Annotated in this window: 8 protein-coding genes; 3 read left to right on the top strand and 5 right to left on the bottom strand. The window is 37.6% G+C overall.

Annotated elements, in window-relative coordinates:
- Window positions 1-288 precede the first annotated feature (288 nt).
- Complete coding sequence (locus AsAng_RS18620; RefSeq protein ID WP_264788599.1) at window positions 289-3,348, top strand: CHAT domain-containing tetratricopeptide repeat protein; 3,060 nt, start codon at window positions 289-291, stop codon at window positions 3,346-3,348.
- Between the two features lie 139 nt (window positions 3,349-3,487).
- The gene (locus AsAng_RS18615) at window positions 3,488-7,762 is read left to right on the top strand and encodes a DUF7619 domain-containing protein (protein ID WP_264788598.1); all 4,275 of its coding nucleotides are present in this window, start codon (window positions 3,488-3,490) and stop codon (window positions 7,760-7,762) included.
- A 79-nt stretch (window positions 7,763-7,841) separates the two neighbouring features.
- Here the strand turns inward: AsAng_RS18615 and recR are convergent, their stop codons facing one another.
- The 3 genes from recR to AsAng_RS18600 form a co-directional block, all read right to left on the bottom strand.
- Window positions 7,842-8,447: a recombination mediator RecR gene (recR, locus tag AsAng_RS18610; RefSeq protein WP_264788597.1), complete on the bottom strand. Its 606-nt coding sequence runs from the start codon at window positions 8,445-8,447 to the stop codon at window positions 7,842-7,844.
- A gap of 20 nt (window positions 8,448-8,467) precedes the next feature.
- The gene (gene zupT, locus AsAng_RS18605; RefSeq protein ID WP_264788596.1) at window positions 8,468-9,301 is read right to left on the bottom strand and encodes a zinc transporter ZupT; all 834 of its coding nucleotides are present in this window, start codon (window positions 9,299-9,301) and stop codon (window positions 8,468-8,470) included.
- A 109-nt stretch (window positions 9,302-9,410) separates the two neighbouring features.
- Entirely contained in the window at window positions 9,411-10,013 is a 603-nt protein-coding gene (locus AsAng_RS18600) for a hypothetical protein (protein ID WP_264788595.1), read from the bottom strand.
- A 566-nt stretch (window positions 10,014-10,579) separates the two neighbouring features.
- On the opposite strand from AsAng_RS18600, the gene AsAng_RS18595 reads away from it, so the two are divergent.
- Window positions 10,580-12,028, top strand: coding sequence for a hypothetical protein (locus tag AsAng_RS18595; protein ID WP_264788594.1), 1,449 nt, complete (start codon window positions 10,580-10,582; stop codon window positions 12,026-12,028).
- Window positions 12,029-12,143: 115 nt separating this feature from the next.
- Here the strand turns inward: AsAng_RS18595 and AsAng_RS18590 are convergent, their stop codons facing one another.
- Window positions 12,144-13,586, bottom strand: a complete 1,443-nt coding sequence (locus AsAng_RS18590; protein WP_264788593.1) for a hypothetical protein — start codon at window positions 13,584-13,586, stop codon at window positions 12,144-12,146.
- A 5-nt stretch (window positions 13,587-13,591) separates the two neighbouring features.
- Window positions 13,592-14,155, bottom strand: a complete 564-nt coding sequence (locus AsAng_RS18585; protein WP_264788592.1) for an RNA polymerase sigma factor — start codon at window positions 14,153-14,155, stop codon at window positions 13,592-13,594.
- Between the last annotated feature and the right edge of the window lie 320 nt (window positions 14,156-14,475).

Here is a 14,475-nt window from a genome sequence, read left to right as displayed (position 1 = left end):
GGCATTTTACGGCAGCCATTTTTTTTTGTTGCAAAGATGTTGATTTATTCTGAGACCAAGCAAAAGAGACCTAAAAGGTCTTGAAATAGTAAAAAATATACCTATTTATAAATTCGATATACTTCAAAATCAAATAACTATTGCTGTTGGTTAGATGCTTTGATTTGTTTTTAGAATGCATTATCTTTATTCGATGTTAACGTCAACCTTAAACCTGTTTAAATCAAGTTTTCCTATATTTTTAAACAACTTCTAAATATAGTCCCACTCAATATAATCTCCACCTCCATGAAATATATATTCATTGTTTTTAGTTGTTTTTTGGGGAGCATGCTCTATGCTCAAGATGATCTAAATCCCCAAGAGTTGATTCAATATTCTTTTGATGAATTGGATACCTTATATAAGCATTCACAACAAGATTTTCAGGCAGCACTGATTTATGCTCAAGTATTAGCCAATAAAGCAAAGTTGACCTATGGGGAAGCAGATACTACGTATGGGGTAAGGCTAATCAGTTTAGGAATGCAACATTATTATTTAGGAAGTTATCAAAAGACAGTAGAGGCATGGACTAGAGCCAAAGAAATTTTTGAAAGCAGTTGGGGCGTGGAGGACCCTGAGTACATTAGTGTATTGGGGAACATTGCATTGTTGTATTATTACTTAGGAAATTACAAAGATTCCGAAGCTTTGACCTTGGAAGTGAAGGCAATTCGAGCTAGAACAGTGGGCAAAAAACATGAGGAATATGCTTTTATTTTGAATAATTTAGGCTTGCTATATTGGAGAACAGGACGCTATGATAAAGCAGAAGGAATTTATTTAGAGGCCAAGCAAATCATGGAGCAAACGATAGGAGAAACGCACCAAGAATATGCTAATGTAATTAGTAATTTGGCTTCTTTGTATTATGAAATGGGGCGACATGAAGAAGTAGAACCGTTGTATTTACAAACGAAAGAAATAATGGCTAAAACTCAAGGGACAGAGCATCCTAGGTATACGGCTTGTTTGACCAATTTAGCAGGTTTGTACATTACTTTGGACGAACCCCAAAAAGCAGAAAAATTATATTTAGAGGCGCAAGATATTAGTAAGAGAACAATCGGAAAAGAACACCCTGAATATTCTATTGGTCTCCATAGTCTTGGGGTTTTGTATTACAATACCAATCGTTTAAAAGAGGCTTTGGTGGTACTATTAGAGGCCAAGCAACTTTTGGCAAAATCAGTGGGGACTAAATATCATGAATATTTGAGCGTTCTGAATAGCTTGGGGCGAATTTATCTAAAAATGGGGGCTTTAGAGCAAGCTCATCAGGCTTGTTTGGAAGCAAAAAACACAAGTACAGCAATTTTTGGCAAGCGACATCAGCTTTATTTCACCAGTTTGTATCGATTGACCTCTATCCATATTGCTCAAAAAAAATATACCAAGGCTTGGGACTTATGTTGGGAAAGTATTGCTTCCAATACAGGACAAGCCCATTTGAATAGGGGGATTGATGAGGACTGGTCTGCTCAACTTCTAGAGGCTGTTTATTTTTCTAAAACAGAAATGGAAAATACCTTGGAGACCATGTATCAACTATTGGGAAGAGAACAAACAATAGAAAACCTAAAAAAGCAAATTATTGTAGCCAGTTTAGCCGTTGATTTATTAGAAAAGAATCGACAAGAATACATTGGAGAATCCGATCAATTGCGTCTTTTGTCTCAAAGTGGTATATGGACAAATCGAGCAATAGAGGTATTGGCTAAATTAGAGTCGTTAGCGTATTCAGGAAAAAATAAAGCCCTTGCTTTCCAATTTGCGGAACGAAATAAATCGGTGCTTTTATACAATGCGATTCAAACAGAACGAGCTTATGTTTTTGGTGGCTTACCAGATTCGTTGGTGCTCAAAGAAAAGAACTTGTACGAAGAAAAATTAAGCCTAAAAGCTGCTTTGTTGGAGGAGTTGCCAAAGGAAGAAGAACAAGAACTGCAAAAAGAGTTGGTGGCAATTAATTTAGACTTGAACGCCTTTAAAGAAGAAGTAGAACTCAAATATCCTAAATATAGCCAACTCAAATACCAACAATCTACCATTTCTGTAGAAGCTCTACAAGCCGCACTAGATGAGAAAACGGCAATGATTGAGTATGTTATCAGCGATTCTTTGGTGTATATATTTTATATTGATCAACAAGAGATAGATTTAGTTGCTCGACCCATTCGTAAGCACGAACTCACAGAAGCCATCCAAAAAATGCATGCTGTTTTGAGCGGTTACCAATTTGTTATAAAGGAACCCAAATTAGCTTATTATACCTATGCAAAATATGCCCACTGGTTGTATCAAGAATTATTAGCACCTGTATTAAAAGGAAAGGAGCAGCTCCAAAACCTGGTCATTATTACGGATGGAGAGTTGGGACACCTGCCTTTTGAGACTTTTTTGGTAGAAGATGCTGCACAAAAAGAAGATTACAAAAAATTACATTATTTACTGAACGATTATACGGTAAGCTATGCTTATTCCGCCCTGCTTTGGAAAGAAAACCAACGGGGGAATAAAAAACGCCAAGCGAAGTATCAGATGTTAGCATTAGCCGCAGCCTATAACTTAAGCGATACGGCTAATTTAGATCATCTATTGCCTGCCTACCAAACATTGCGCAAAAACTTGCATCCTATTGTAAATACGCAAAAGGAAGTAGAGATGTTGGCCAATTCATTTGACGGAACTTTTTTGAAAGGAGCTCCTGCTAATGAACATTTTTTTAAACAAATAGCGAAGGATTATAGTATTCTTCATTTGGCAATGCATGGGGTACTCAATCGCCGTAGCCCTGCACTGTCTGCCCTTGCTTTTAGTGAAAATAAGGATGGTAAAGAGGATAATTTTTTGCAAGCCTATGAAATTTCTCAGTTAAACCTAAATGCTGATTTAGTTGTTTTGTCAGCTTGCGAAACTGGCTATGGAGAATTTGAAGAAGGGAATGGAATTGCTTCGTTGGCTAGATCATTTATGTATGCAGGAGTGCCCTCGTTGGTGGTTTCTCTTTGGCCTGTTAATGACCATTCTACCAAATTTATCATGAAGGGCTTTTACGACCACTTAAAGGCAGGATTGGGTAAAGCAGCTGCTTTGAGGCAGGCAAAACTGGATTATCTAGCTTCCGCAAAAGGATTGAGTACTAACCCTGCTTTTTGGTCTCCTTTTATACAGTTGGGAGCGATAGAGCCAGTTCGTTTAGCCCCCAAATCCAATAAAAAGATGTATTTATGGATGGCTATCGGAGCTGTTGTATTAGGTGCTTTTCTGTTCTTATTTTGGCGTAATAAAAATAAAGAAATTTAACGCCTTGTAATAGACATTTTGCTTATTGGTCTTTTCTAATTTTATAGCAAATTCTTTATCTTTGTTTGTGTAGAAGCTATTTTTGATGTTTTACCCCATCAAGGTTAGCTTTTTTTATTTTAACTCTAAAACCAAAAACATGAACCAAAAGCGATTTTTAATCGAGCTCACCTTCTATGGGCTATTGCTACTTTTTTTACCCTTTCATTTAACAGCACAAGATGTAAGCCTTGATTGGGCAAAATCAACGGGAAGTACAAGCTTAGAATTGGGAAATACAGGAACCATTGATAAGGCTGGAAATGTCTATACAGCGGGTGTTTTTTCAGGGGTATTGGATGCCGATCCTGGAGCAGGAACCCATTATTTGACCTCAAATGGGGGACGGGATATATTTATTCAAAAACTGAATGCAGCAGGCGAGTTGATTTGGGCGGTGAGTATAGGGGGAGCCTCTAGTGCAGATTCGCCTTATGGTATTGCAACCGATGCATTGGGAAATGTTTATGTGACGGGACAATTTAGTGGAGCAGTTGATTTTGATCCAAGTCCCAATACTGCTTTATTGGTTAATAGCTCAGATTTATTTGTGCTAAAATTGGATGCACAAGGAAACTATCTTTGGGCAAAAACAATTCAGGGCAATAGCGGGCCTTATAGTCAAGGACGGAGCTTAACCGTAGATCACAACGGAGATGTTTGTATTACGGGACTTTTTGGAGGTTCACCCGATTTTGATCCTGGTGCAGGAGTGCATATCTTATATTCTGCCAATTCTTCGAGTGCTTTTATCTTAAAATTAGATGCCAATGGCAATTTTATTTGGGCAAAATCTATTGATGGTTATTCGGCAGGTTTGGGAATTACTCATGGTCCTACCAATGAGGTTTGCGTGACAGGATGGTTTTTGGGAGCTGCTGATTTTGATTCAGGAACAGGCGTGTACCCTGATACTTCTTGGAGCTCAAAAGGGCTTTTTGTATTAAAATTAGATGCCAATGGCAATGTTGTTTGGGCCAAAAGCGCAAGCAGTACAGGAGATGATCAAGGACATGCCATTACGGTTGATCAATCTGGAAATGTTCTTACAACAGGAGCCTTTAGAGGGGGAGCTGATTTTGATCCAGGAACTGGCGTTTATAATCTGCCTTATAGTGGGTCTTATATGGATATTTTTATTCAAAAACTAGATCCCAACGGCAATTTTTTATGGGCGGCTGCTATGGGCGGAGGCAATGAGGATAGAGCCTATGGAATTATAACCGATGAATCAGAGAATGTGTATACAGTAGGAGGGACAATGACCGATATTGATTATGACCCAAGTGCAGGAACCTACATTTTGGATAAGGGCGTTTTTGTTCAAAAATTAGCCCCTAATGGGAATTTTTTATGGGCTGTAACGATGGGGGATGAGCCTAGTGCAATCGGACGGTCAATCGCTTTGGATGAACAAAATAATATTTACGTTTCGGGCGATTTTAGAATCGCTAGAGATTATGACCCCAATAGTGGTACCACAATTTTACCAGTAGTCGGGAGCAATGATGCTTTTGTGTTTAAATTAAGACAAAAAGGTGTTTATGGGCGTGTTTACCCTGATTATAACCAGAACTGTTTGCAAGATAACAATGAAGATGGGATTCCTAGCAGAAGATTATTGGTTCAGCCAGGGAATATAGTTGTAACTTCCAATGCTAGCGGTATTTGGGCGATTGATTCTTTACCAACAGGAAGTTATACCATAACAATTGATACCAGTAATGGATGGAACTCAACTTGCCCAATCGTACAAAACTTTAGCATAATCAATCCCAATGCATTGACCCAAGGCCCTTCCTTTGGTTTGCAAACTTCAACGCCCTGTCCGATTCCTCATGTTTCCATTCATGCTCCTGTATTAAGACCAGGGTTTTCCAATCAAAGAGTCTATATAGAAGCGTCTAATTTGCCCCTAAGTTTTGAAACCATCTATAATGCTTATGTTGTTGTTGAATTAGATACTTTATTAAGCCCTCAAACAGCATCTTTACCATTTATTAGCCTTGGAGGCAACCGTTATAGAATTGATTTAGATTCTATCGCATCAGGTTATTCCAAGCGTTTTTGGATAGACTGCTACCTAAGCCCCTCAGCGGTTTTGGGGCAAAGTTTGTGTATGAAAGCACAATTGTATCCTGTAGGAACTTGTGCGTTAGACACTCAAATACAACCTTATCCAACGGGTTTTACAGCTTGTAATACGGCATACGACCAATCAAATCTTGCTATACATGCAACTTGTGACAACGACACCATCAAGTTTAGAGTTGTGAATACTGGAGTTGGAAATATGACCTGCTATGCTCCTGTTAAATTATGGATAGATGGGCAATATATATTAATGGATTCGGTACAGTTGCAAAGCGGAGATACGACTGTTTTTTCTTATTTGGGAGATGGTCGCACCTGGAGAATGGAAACCTTTCAACACCCCTTACAGCCAGGGTTGTCAAGCCCCTCTGCTACGATAGAGCGTTGTGGTTATAATGGCAACTGGACTGCTAATCTAGTAACTATTTTTCCACAAGATGATGCAGATGCTCACATTGATATTTTTTGTGGATTGGTATCAGGGAGCTATGACCCTAATGATAAAACAGGATTTCCGCTTGGAGTGGGGGCTACACATAGCATCTTGCCCAATCAAAAGATCGAATATTTGCTGCGCTTTCAAAACACAGGAACCGATACGGCTTTTACGGTGGTGATTCGGGATACGTTATCACTAGAATTGGATCTATTTTCGGTAAGAACGGAAACCGCTAGCCATGCCTATCAGTTTAGAATGTATGGACCTAGGGTTATAGAATGGACTTTCCAACATATTATGTTGCCAGATAGCAATGTAAATGAAGCAGAAAGTCATGGTTTTGTTCGATTTAGCGTTCAACAAAACCCTAATTTACCGATTGGTACGCTTATTCAGAACGATGCCGCCATTTATTTTGATTACAACAATCCTATTATAACCAATACCTATTTTCATACGATTGATACTGCTCAAACCTTGAATTGGGACGGACAGGATACCATTGGAGTAACGGTATGTGGAGGCACTACGATTAATGGTATTTATTATACCAATTCAGGAACCTATGTGCAAGCAGTACATAATAATGGTCTAGACAGTTTATACCATTATGTTGTAACCGTTGAAGATAGCTATTCAACATTAACAGTTAGCACTTGTGATAGTTTTGTTCTGAATGGTCAAACGTTTACGGAGACGGGGATTTATGAACAGCGATTGACCAATGCTATTGGATGTGATTCAGTACTTACCTTGTACCTGACCATTAATGCCAGTCAAGCAACCCTTTATCCTGCTGTCTGTAGTAGTTATACCGCAGCGGATGGTCAAGTATACACGACTTCGGGAAATTATACGGCTATAATTCCCAATAGCAACGGTTGCGATAGCATTATAACCATCAATTTGACGATTCAAAATAGCCTAGACACCATTACCGTTGTGGAATGTGATAGTTTTGTAGCGCCAGACGGACAGGTATTGACCACAACAGGTCAATACACGGCAGTTATTCCTAATAGTTATGGTTGTGATAGTATCATAACGATTGATCTGGTTATTGGTAAAAATGGAGCGGCGATTCACGAAGCTGCTTGTGAAAGTTATACGGCTCCAGATGGACAAATCTACACTTCCTCAGGAACTTATACTGCTACCGTAACCAATAGTTATGGTTGTGATAGTCTTATTACCATTCATCTGACCGTACATCATAATACAACCGATTCAATAGGGGTTGTATGGTGTGACAACTATGTAGCAGCCGATGGACAAGTTTATACTTCTTCAGGAATTTATACCGCTGTGATTCCCAATTATGCAGGCTGCGATAGTACTTTGACAATTAATTTGACCTTAACCCCTTTGACGATTAATACGAATGTTAATGTCTTGGGGACGACCTTGGCTTCCTTTGCTACTGGTGTAGATTTTCAATGGTTAGATTGTAACAATGGTTATGCTCCAATTGTAGGAGCAACCTTTAGTACCTATACCCCTGCTGCTAATGGAAATTATGCGCTGCAACTAACTCAAATGGGCTGTTCAGATACTTCTGCCTGTTATCCTATTGTGGTAATGAATGACCAGCGGATAGCTAAGGAGAACGATTGGAACGTAGTGGTTTATCCGAATCCAGTACATTCAACATTAATAATAGAAAACCTAATCCAACAGGAGTTAAGCATTGAATTAGTGGATAATTTAGGTCGAACCTTGGTGTCAAAAACTGGTGCTAAACAGCAGCTAAAAATGGATATGGGAAATTTATCCCAAGGCTTATATTATTTATCGATTAATAATGGAAGTAAAACAATGGTTCAGAAAGTGATCAAAGAATAGCAATTTTTAGCCCTTAGACAATTTGTTGTTTAAGGGCTAAAAATGAATTTGAAGTAGGATATTTTGGGGAGCTTGTCTTTTATTTTTTGTAAGTAACCCTAGAAAGGATAGATCTGCCCAATGTTAACTCGTCGGCATATTCCAATTCTCCTCCAAAAGAAACGCCTCTAGCAATCGTTGAGATTTTGATTTCCGTTTCCTTTAATTGTTTTGAGATATAAAAGATGGTCGTTTCACCTTCTATGGTTGGGCTAATGGCCATGATTAATTCATTGATAGGATTGGTCTGAACTCGCTCCAATAAACTATCTATATTGAGATCATTAGGCCCCACTCCTTCAATGGGAGAAATAACACCTCCTAGCACATGATAAACACCATTAAATTGTTGGGTGTTTTCGATGGCCATGACCTCTTTGATGCTTTCAACTACACAGACGGTTGATTTATCTCGTTTGGGGGACAAGCAGATGCTACATGTTTTGTCATCGGCAATATTATGACAGGTTGTGCAGAACTGTATGTGCTTTTTCATTTTAAGAATGGCATCACAAAACTCTGTTACCTCCTTGTTTTCGGTTTGTAATAAATGTAAAGCCAAGCGCAAGGCGGTTTTTTTTCCAATACCAGGAAGTGTCGCAAATGCTTCGACTGTACTTTCGAGTAACTTAGAGGATAAATTCATAATCAGTTGTGGTTAAAAAACTAATGTACATGAGTATGAGCATGATGTCCAACCAACAAGGCTAAACTAATAGCCATGGCAAACATTCCCAAAACTACTCCATAAATAGAATTGCGATGATCATCGTATTCATGTGCGGCAGGTAGCAATTGGTCTAAAGATATAAAAACCATAATTCCTGCAACACTAGCAATCAACATACCCATAACAAAAGGAGTAAGATAAGACATGAATAGAAAATAACCCAATATTGCCCCTAAAGGTTCTACCAAACCCGACAAAAAAGAATACATAAAGGCTTTTTTTCTGCTTCCTGTAGCATAATAAATGGGCATAGAAACACCAATTCCCTCAGGGATATTATGCAAGGCAATAGCAATGGCAATGGTTAGCCCTAAATGTGGGTCTTCTAGTGCCGACACAAAAGTAGCAATCCCTTCTGGAAAATTGTGAATGGCTAAGGCAATTGCTGTCATTACGCCAACACGCATTAGCTTTTTGTTGTCACGAGAATTGACATCTTTGTCTAGAACAGTGTCCGAATCTAGGGCGCCATGATGATGAGGGGTAAGGCGGTCAATCATTCCGACCAGTAGCATTCCTCCAAAAAAAGCAATGATGGCAAACCAGGTTCCATCGTGTGCATGTTCGAGTGTAGCGGAGATTGAATGAACAGCATGTGGAAGCATTTCCATAAATGAAAGATAAAGCATAACTCCTGCTGCTAGCCCCATTGAAAAGGACAAAAACTTAACGCTTTTTTCTTTGATAAAGAAGGCGATAAGACTACCAATGCCTGTGGATAAACCAGCAATAATGGTTAGTATAAATGCGATTTGCACGTTTTCTTCCATGATATAGAACCCTTGTCTTATTTTTTAGAATTTGCAAAGGTAATAAAATTTAATGCTCTGACCAATAAACGAGGGAAGATAAAGCAACAAAGTTGCGTCTAAGTTTGCCCTACCATTTATCGGTATCCAGTAATACCATTCCTAGACCTACTTCAATGCCTAATCGTTGTTTACTATATAAGTATCGAACGCCAATTTTAGGTCGTAGTGCCCAATAGTCTCCTAAGCGATAATGCATTTTTAACCCAACTTCTCCCGCACACCTAAAACGTGGTTTATCCTGTTGCAAGTAATGTGCTTCAAAAGGAATTAAATAGGGCATAAAAACTAAATCATCATCAGGGTTAATGGCAAAGGTTACTCCTTCGGGGATAATTAACGCTAAAATTCCAACAACTCCCAAAACATCACCTGCCGTACTGCCTCCAAATTCGGAGAATAAAAAACCTGCTGCAACCTGTCCCCATCCTGTATTCATTGCAAAACCATAACGATTGTCATACCCCAATTGGCATTCATAATTAATAGCAATGTGGTCACTAAACCAATAATTAAATCCTATGCCTGTTGTAATGGACCATTCTGATTGTTGCCAATAATAATTGCCTTCTGTCATGGCTTCTAATTGAAAACTGCCTTCTGATTGTGCAGTGGTCGTAAGGGGGCTATAAAAGAAACAATAGCTGATGAATAAAAGAGGTATATAATGCATAATGGGGTATGTTTTGTGTTTTAGAAGTAATTAGTTTGTATGAAGAGCAGGCAGCGTTCTTTAAGTAGATGGACAAAATTATAGTATCCTATTAAAGGTTATGTAAATAGAATAATAAAGGAATAGTCAAATTATTTTTTGATTTTTTTACGAAAAGGATTATTTAAATCTTTTGTTGTTCTTTTCTTGATAAAAGAACCAAAATCAAGACCAGACACTTCGATTGGATGATTTTAGCTGCTTGTTTGCTGAATTTGTTTGAATGCTACGCCAAACAAATTCGGACGCAAAGCTTCGCAGAAATCATTTCCCAATCTTCGTTAACGGTCATTTTTTATGCCCCTTAATAAATTTACTTACATAATGTTTATTAATTAACGTGTATTTTTTTAGCCTACTAATTTTGTCCATCTACTTACCTTTTCAAATATAATTATAACAAAATACAAACATTTTATTGGGAACAAACTATCTTTAATTATAGTTATAACAGGTACGGAACAACAAACTATAACTTTTTATTTTTGTTCTGTAATAGATTAGATACGAATAACCAACTCTATATTATGGCATTTGAAGACCCCAAAGAAAATTTAATTGTATTAGAAAAATACGCCAATCAGAACTCCAAATCGTTTACCTTAGAAGACGCTGTTTCAGTAACAGGAATGCCGATTATTGAGACAGATGAAGCAATCAAAAACATGATGTCAAAGTATGATTGCAAATTAAAGGTAACAGAAAATGGCGATTTGATTTACGATTTTGGAACGAGCTTAGAACGTCGTGATAAAAAGCCTTTGTCCGAATATTTTGCGGATTTTTTGCGCTTGTTGTGGCGTGGTTTTCAGATTGCCTACAAATTATTAACCTCTGTGTTTTTGGTTATTTATTTTGTGATTTTTATTGTGTTGTTGATTGGTGCTGCCGTTTCCTCGGAGGATGGAGATGGTGTCGGGGACTTGGTGGCTGTAATGGCTCGTTTGTTTATTTCTATTTTTGAGTGGAATACCATTATGGGGTACAACAATCGGTATTATCGAAATGACAATTATGGTTATTCCTACCAGCACTATCAAGAACGCCCTCGAATATTGGGAAAGAAAAAGAAACCCAAAGATCCTAGAGACGAAAAAAGTTTTGTAGCTTCTATTTACGATTTTATTTTTGGTCCTCCAAGAGTAGAGTTAGATCCTTTAGCCAATAACCAAGAAGTGGCGACCTTTTTGAAAGAGCAAAAGGGCTTAATTACAACTTCTGAAATTCAGGCTTTAGCAGGATGGCGAAGAGAAGAAGCAGAAAACTTTATGACAGAGTGTTTGGGGATGTTTGATGGGAAAGGAGATATTTCTGATAATGGGACATTGTATGGCGATTTTTCTCAGCTAATTCGATCCAAAGATCGTACAGGTGAAGCCCCTGTTATTTGGTATTGGGATGAATATGAACCTGCTTATGAACTGACAGGAAATTCAGGCAAACGTAATGCAGGTATTATCGCAATGAATACGTTTAATTTAATGATGTCATTGGCCTTAGTTTTTGGAGGTTGGCTGGGACCTTTGGGGCTAAATCTGGGTTTTTGGGGCAGTTTTTTCTTAGGTGGTTTTCCGTTGATTTATTCTTCTCTGTTCTTTTTGATTCCAATGGTTCGTTGGCTGCGTTTGCGTCCTTTGCGCAAAAAACAACGTGAACTCAATATCAGAAAACGCTTGATGCGGATTGTTTTTCAGACCTATGACCAAGGCGACAAGCACGTTCATGAGATTCCCTTGTCAAAGCTAACAGAGGTTGCCAATGCACAACGAAAAACCGAAGAAAAACTAAAACCACAGACTGTTGATCGAGTGATGAAAGATACCTTAGCCGATTTGGGAGGTGAGGCTTATTTAAATGATCAAAATGAAATTATTTATCGATTTGATCTAATTGCACAAGAACTAGATGCAATCGACAGTTTACGAGCTACCAAAAAAGAAGATAGCGACTTAGGCGATATTATCTTTGAAGCTTAAGTAGTCACAAGGTTTATTATCCCACAGAATTAACGGCATTGTGGTCAAAGAATGGAAATTATCCCCCCTAGAAAAATCAATGATGAGATTTGTTTTACATTCTTTGTTTGCTTTGTTATTGTATTCTAGTTACGGTTTCTTTTGTTTTTTTGTCAACAAATTTGAGGTAGCGTTTTAAATCATTAGTGTTTTTTACCTTCTGAGATAGATCTTCCATTTGGAAAGAATAATTACCCGTGCTCATTTTTACAGTAGAACGCTTGACAAAGGAATAAAGTTTTCCGTCATTTGACCAGAGCAAAAAGACATTATTGGCAGCGCCATTACAAATAAATTGTTCAGGTTTGAAACTATAAGCAGCATTGTAATTCATGTCAATAATAGATAAGGTTCTAGCATTGTTAATGATGGTTTTTTGCAAATCAGTATATTGAGCAGAGACGGCTATTTGGTTTTCTACTTGATACATTTGGCTACAATTATAAACCCCAAAAGAGTTTAGGCGAAGTTCTTTTATCAACCTAGGGTTGTCGTAATGTTTGACAATATATTTATTGGGATCTGGTTTTTCCTCTTCTTCCAATTTTTTCATTTTTTCAGGAATGAGCGTAGTACTAGCATTCCAAGTAGAACCATCTAAGGTTGCTTCATTGGGTTTGGGCTTTTTAAATTTTTCTTCATAGGCAGCTACATCATTTTTATAGCGAATACTATCAAACGATTCTGTATAAGCACCTCGTTTGGGAAGTTGAAGACGATTATCGGTTGTACTTGTCCAAGTCTTTGTGCTATCTTCCAAATGATACAAATCTAGATTAGACATTCGTTTATTAACTTCGTAATCTAAGGTCATATTTTTGTTGGGAGCAATACGCAACGTTTCTCCCTCTTTGAATGCCCTAACTTCAAGCATGCCAACAGAGTTAAACCCTTGTGCCTTTTCTCCTTTTTTACCGTTCATTGGCCATCCAGAAAAAGCCATTTGGGCTCTATCTCTTAGTTCTCGATATTGCAAGTCATAAGTGCCTTTAACAGGGTTGCCAGCCTGATCTACAACAGCATTTTTGGGAATGTGTAAAACAGAATTTGAATGTTTTAACTGAATGACAGCTCCCTTTCTGGCATTTACTTTTTTGGAAACAAAAGAAGTTTTAAATGCTTTTGTTTGGGCAACCAATGCCGTTTTGTCTTGAATAGGGGAGGATTCTATTGAAACAGCAGGCGATTCAATAATCGTGGATACTTCTGAATGAGGAGTAGAAGCAAAATACCACCAACCAGTTAGTACACCCAAGATTAATAAAACAGGAGGAATTACCCAAATGAAGCGAAAAATACTTTTTGACTCTTGCTGTATGAAATGTTGGTGTTGAGTCGTAACATCCATCAAGAAGGCTTCTTCTTTGAGTTGCGCTATAATTTGGCGCTGCAATTCTACGGTCTGTTTAAAAGCGGCATCTTGTTGCATGTACTGCTCAAACTTGTACCTATCTGCTCTACTGAGCGTATTCTCTAGATAGCGTTCAATGTATTCTATATTTTCGAGCTCTCGGCGCATTGCTGTTACAGTTTAGAGGTTGAAGGAAGTTGATTGTTAGCAATTTTTTTTGCACGTTCAATACATTTGTACTTTTGAGTTTTTGCACTATTGACACTACTGTACTCAAAAGCTTGTGCAATTTCCTTCATGGACATTTTTTTGTAATAATAGGCTTGTAATAATAACTTGCATTTATCGCCAAGTTGTTGTAAAACAGCAGCCAATCGAGCTGTTTTACTTTGTTGTTGTTGAAATAGTTCAAGATCGTTTTCAATGACTTCATTTTGCCGAATATCATATTCTAAAGACACTTCTTTGTTTCGTTTCTTTAAGGTGTCTTTCCACAAAAAACGAGCAACGCTATACAGATATGTTCCAGGGGCACAGGTTAACTCAAAATCCATTTTTTGAGCATTTCGATACAAGACCAATAAGGCATCCTGAAAAACATCTTGCGCATCGGCATCATTGCCTCCATTGTTGCAAATTAATTTGCGTATCATCGGAAAAGATTGATACAAAGTTGCAATTGCTTTTTTGTTATCGCCCGATCGAAGTTGTTCTAATATATTGGACTTTTTTGCCATACATAAACTTAGGTGTAAAACTCATTACTTTGTGAAGCATCAAAAAATCACTAAATAACGGGGCGAAATGGATTATGCATTAAATTTACAAGCATTCATTTTGCTCCATTACTTAAGTACAATGAACTATTGTGAGGAAGTTATTTTAGCTATACCTCATTAATGGATTAATTAAAATAAAGTAACCCTTTTTAAAATAAAATATTTTTTAAGTTTTGAAAGATTATAAGCGCTAAATTTCTACTGGGAGGGAAGAAGCTTTTGGTAAAAAGCAAATTAGCTAAAAAAAGGAATCGTTTTAGACCTAACGTATTCTATGA

It is taken from the genome of Aureispira anguillae, from assembly GCF_026000115.1.
Classification (GTDB): Bacteria; Bacteroidota; Bacteroidia; order Chitinophagales; family Saprospiraceae; genus Aureispira; species Aureispira anguillae.
The sequence above is the reverse complement of the archived record's forward strand: the minus strand, read 5'-3'. Positions and strand labels throughout refer to the sequence as shown.

Bases quoted from the DNA above. Each gene is read 5' to 3' on its own strand.
- AsAng_RS18595 (WP_264788594.1), top strand. From the start codon at position 10,580: ATGGCATTTGAAGACCCCAAAGAAAATTTAATTGTATTAGAAAAATAC.
- AsAng_RS18615 (WP_264788598.1), top strand. From the start codon at position 3,488: ATGAACCAAAAGCGATTTTTAATCGAGCTCACCTTCTATGGGCTATTG.
- AsAng_RS18600 (WP_264788595.1), bottom strand. From the start codon at position 10,013: ATGCATTATATACCTCTTTTATTCATCAGCTATTGTTTCTTTTATAGC.
- AsAng_RS18590 (WP_264788593.1), bottom strand. From the start codon at position 13,586: ATGCGCCGAGAGCTCGAAAATATAGAATACATTGAACGCTATCTAGAG.
- zupT (WP_264788596.1), bottom strand. From the start codon at position 9,301: ATGGAAGAAAACGTGCAAATCGCATTTATACTAACCATTATTGCTGGT.
- recR (WP_264788597.1), bottom strand. From the start codon at position 8,447: ATGAATTTATCCTCTAAGTTACTCGAAAGTACAGTCGAAGCATTTGCG.
- AsAng_RS18620 (WP_264788599.1), top strand. From the start codon at position 289: ATGAAATATATATTCATTGTTTTTAGTTGTTTTTTGGGGAGCATGCTC.
- AsAng_RS18585 (WP_264788592.1), bottom strand. From the start codon at position 14,155: ATGGCAAAAAAGTCCAATATATTAGAACAACTTCGATCGGGCGATAAC.